Raw genomic sequence first — 3026 nt, 5'->3', positions numbered from 1 at the left:
CAGATCAAGCCCGGCGTGTACCAGTTGAAGAAGCGAATGTCGTCTGCGGGCGCTCTGGCGTCCCTGCTCGGTCGCCAGTCCACGGAAATAAGGGTCACCATCCCCGAAGGCTGGACGAAACAGCAGATCTATGAGCGATTGGCGGACAATCTCAACGTGCCCGTTGCCGACGTTCAGAAAGCGGCCGAGAACACGGCGGCGATCGGCCTTCCCGACGAGGCCGACGGCAACCCGGAAGGGTGGTTCGCCCCGCTGACGTATTCCTTCCCCAAAAACACAAAGCCTGAAGACGCGCTCAAAAAAATGGTCGAGTCGCGGATGGCGCAGCTCAAAAGGCTCAAGGTCCCCTCCGGGCAGTGGCAGACCGTTCTCATCAAAGCGTCGATCGTGGAACGCGAGGTCAACAAAGGCGAGTATTATTCGAAGGTCGCCCGGGTGATTGAGAATAGGCTCGCCAACAAAGACCAGGTCAACGGCCTGCTCCAGATGGACTCGACCGTTCTCTACGGCCTCGGGCATCGCGGCGGATCTCCCACCGCCGCCCAAACGCGTGACGCGAGCAACAAATACAACACCTACCAACATCCGGGCTTGCCGCCCACGCCGATTTCAGCTGCCGGCGACGCGGCGATCGACGGAGTGCTCCACCCCGCCGACGGAAACTGGCTTTACTTCGTGACGGTCAACTTGGAAACCGGCGAAACGAAGTTCACGGCGGACTGGGACGAGCACCGCAAGAACGTCGACGAGCTCAAGAAGTGGAACAAGGCCCATCCTCGCCCGAGCTCCACGAGCGGCGACGCGGCAGGCGGACAGAAGGACACAACCGGCGGCCAGAAGTCTGACAAGGAATCTGACAAGCAAACCGGCGGTTCGACCGGCAAATGACCGGCATTCTGTGGGTCGGGCAGGACTCGGTCCATTTGCGTCTTCTCGAAGCGTCCGGAGCCGCCCGGGTCGAGCGGGCAGCCAGCGTCGAGGATGCGTGCGCCCGCCGAGCCGACGCACTGGCCGGCGGGGAGACAGAGCGCGCATGGGCCGGCGTCGCCGTCGACGCCGCGCACTACGCCGCTGCGATGCAGGCCGCGGAGCTTCGCGACGGGCTCGCCTCGGCCGTCGGATTTGCCGACACCTTGGCCTTCGCCGGCCCCCTGCCCGGGGCCTATGCTTTCTGCGCGCGAGTCGGGGGAGTCGTCGCGGCCTTCCGCGAGGCCGCCGGCAAGCCTCGCATTTCGGCCGACGGCGCAGTAGTCGGCTCGGGACCGGAGGCATGGGCGGGGCTTGCCGCTTTGACGCAGCTGCGAGTCCGCCGCCTCGTCGCCCACACCGAACCGTTCGACGCCGCCACGCCAGCAGTGGCCCACAGGCTCGGAATCGAGTTGGCGACCGCCGACGCCGCAGCGTTCGCCGGCGCCCCCGTCGTCTATTCGGCCCGCGAGCTCGCCGCGATTGTCAATGACGAGGAGAGAGGCCTCATCGTCAGCGAGACCGTCGCCTTGCACACGGCAGCGGCCCAGATTCGCCTCCTCACGTCGAAAGAACCGGATCTGGAGGCGATGCGAAAAGCCATGCGCTCGGCGACTCCGGCGCTTCGAACCCTCCGCCGCTGTGGACAACTCAGTGGGCCGGCGGCCGATTCGCCCTAACGTTGCAGCATGGAATTTTGGTCTCGTGAGCGCATCCTTCGCGGCGTCCTTTCGCCCCTGCGCGCGGGGGCCCTGTGGGCCGCCGCGGCAGTCCTCCTTGGCTCGGCGCGTTCGTTTGCGGCTTCGTCGCGCACGAGCGTCTCGCTTCGCCCGGGCTTCGCCGCCGAACTGGCCTGGGGAGCGGCCGCCGCAGGATTTCTTGCGGTGGCCGCCTACGTCGACGCCGCGCTCCAGATTCTGCCGGACCCGCTCGTCGCCTCGGCCGCCGCGGCAGCGGCCCTTTCGGCGGCGTCGCGGGGAATCGACGATCTTCTTGCCGCGGCCGCCGTCGGCGCCCTCTTCTTTCTCACAGCCTTCGCCCTCACGTCCGCAACGAGCCTCGGCCGCGGCGACGCCAAACTGACCGGCGCACTCGGCCTGTGGACCGGTCAGCTTCAGCCTATGCTCCTCGGCTTGGCCGTCGGCGTCGTCTGCGCCGGAATCGTCGCGTGCGCGCTGCTCGTCGTCGGGAAAATAGACCGCCGAACTACTATGGCCTTGGGGCCGTGGCTGGTGGCGGGCGCCTCGGCTGTGTGGGCGGGGAGCGGCTAAAGGAGAATCAAACGAGAAGCTTGATTGCGATCCGAACCGTGGGACAATGATGGGCATGTTCTCTTGGTCAACGGCGGGGGAGTCCCACGGACCGGCCCTCATCGCACTCATGGAAGGCGCTCCGGCGGGGGTGCGCATTTCCTCCGCGGACATTTCGCGCGCGCTCGCCCGGCGGCGGCAGGGGCACGGGCGCGGCGCCAGGCAGAAGTTCGAGCGCGACGAACTGACCGTCCTCTCGGGGATCCGCCACGGCAGGACGATCGGCTCTCCCATAGCCCTCCAGATAGGCAACTCCGAATGGCCGAAGTGGCGCGCGGTGATGTCTGCCGACCCCGTCGACCCTTCCGAGCTGACCAGGGACGCGGGTACGGGAGACCCCCGCGAAATCGCGAGAAACAAACCCTTGACGAAGCCGAGGCCCGGGCACGCGGACCTCGTGGGAATGAACAAGTACGGCTTCGACGACGCCAGACCCGTTCTCGAACGCGCTTCGGCCCGCGAGACGGCCGCACGCGTCGCCCTCGGCGCGATCGCCGCGGCCGTCAACAGCCAGGTCGCGGGAGTGTCCGTCCTTTCCAGAGTCGTGAGGATCGGAAAGGTCGCGGACGAGGGCGCCCCTCCGGGCCCCGACGCCGCCGAGGCCCTCGACGCGAGCCCCGTCAGATGCCTCGATTCAGCCGTGGAGGCCGCGATGGTCGCGGAGATAGACGAGGCGAAAAAAGAAGGCGACACCCTCGGCGGCGTCGTCGAAGTGCTCGTCTACGGAGTTCCCCAGGGGCTCGGCACGTA

Annotated in this window: 3 protein-coding genes and 1 pseudogene; all 4 read left to right on the top strand. The window is 67.2% G+C overall.

Annotated features, from left to right (window positions below; all coding sequences use genetic code 11):
• The coding region (mltG, locus tag ACO48X_RS02975) for an endolytic transglycosylase MltG (RefSeq protein WP_485000390.1) at window positions 1–888 on the top strand (888 nt) is incomplete at its 5' end.
• A complete protein-coding gene (locus ACO48X_RS02970; protein WP_485000388.1) occupies window positions 885–1646 on the top strand; it encodes a hypothetical protein in 762 nt (253 codons plus the stop codon). The genes mltG and ACO48X_RS02970, both read left to right, overlap by 4 nt.
• Before the next feature lie 9 nt (window positions 1647–1655).
• Window positions 1656–2237: a prepilin peptidase gene (locus ACO48X_RS02965; protein ID WP_485000386.1), complete on the top strand. Its 582-nt coding sequence runs from the start codon at window positions 1656–1658 to the stop codon at window positions 2235–2237.
• Window positions 2238–2292: 55 nt separating this feature from the next.
• A pseudogene (aroC, locus tag ACO48X_RS02960) lies at window positions 2293–3026 on the top strand (chorismate synthase); the annotation flags it as partial.

The sequence above is a fragment of the Peptidiphaga sp. genome, from assembly GCF_057238965.1.
This window is presented reverse-complemented; position numbering and strand designations above follow the sequence as displayed.

Excerpts from the sequence above, each read along its gene's own strand:
- ACO48X_RS02970 (WP_485000388.1), top strand. The coding sequence starts at position 885 with ATGACCGGCATTCTGTGGGTCGGGCAGGACTCGGTCCATTTGCGTCTT.
- ACO48X_RS02965 (WP_485000386.1), top strand. The coding sequence starts at position 1,656 with ATGGAATTTTGGTCTCGTGAGCGCATCCTTCGCGGCGTCCTTTCGCCC.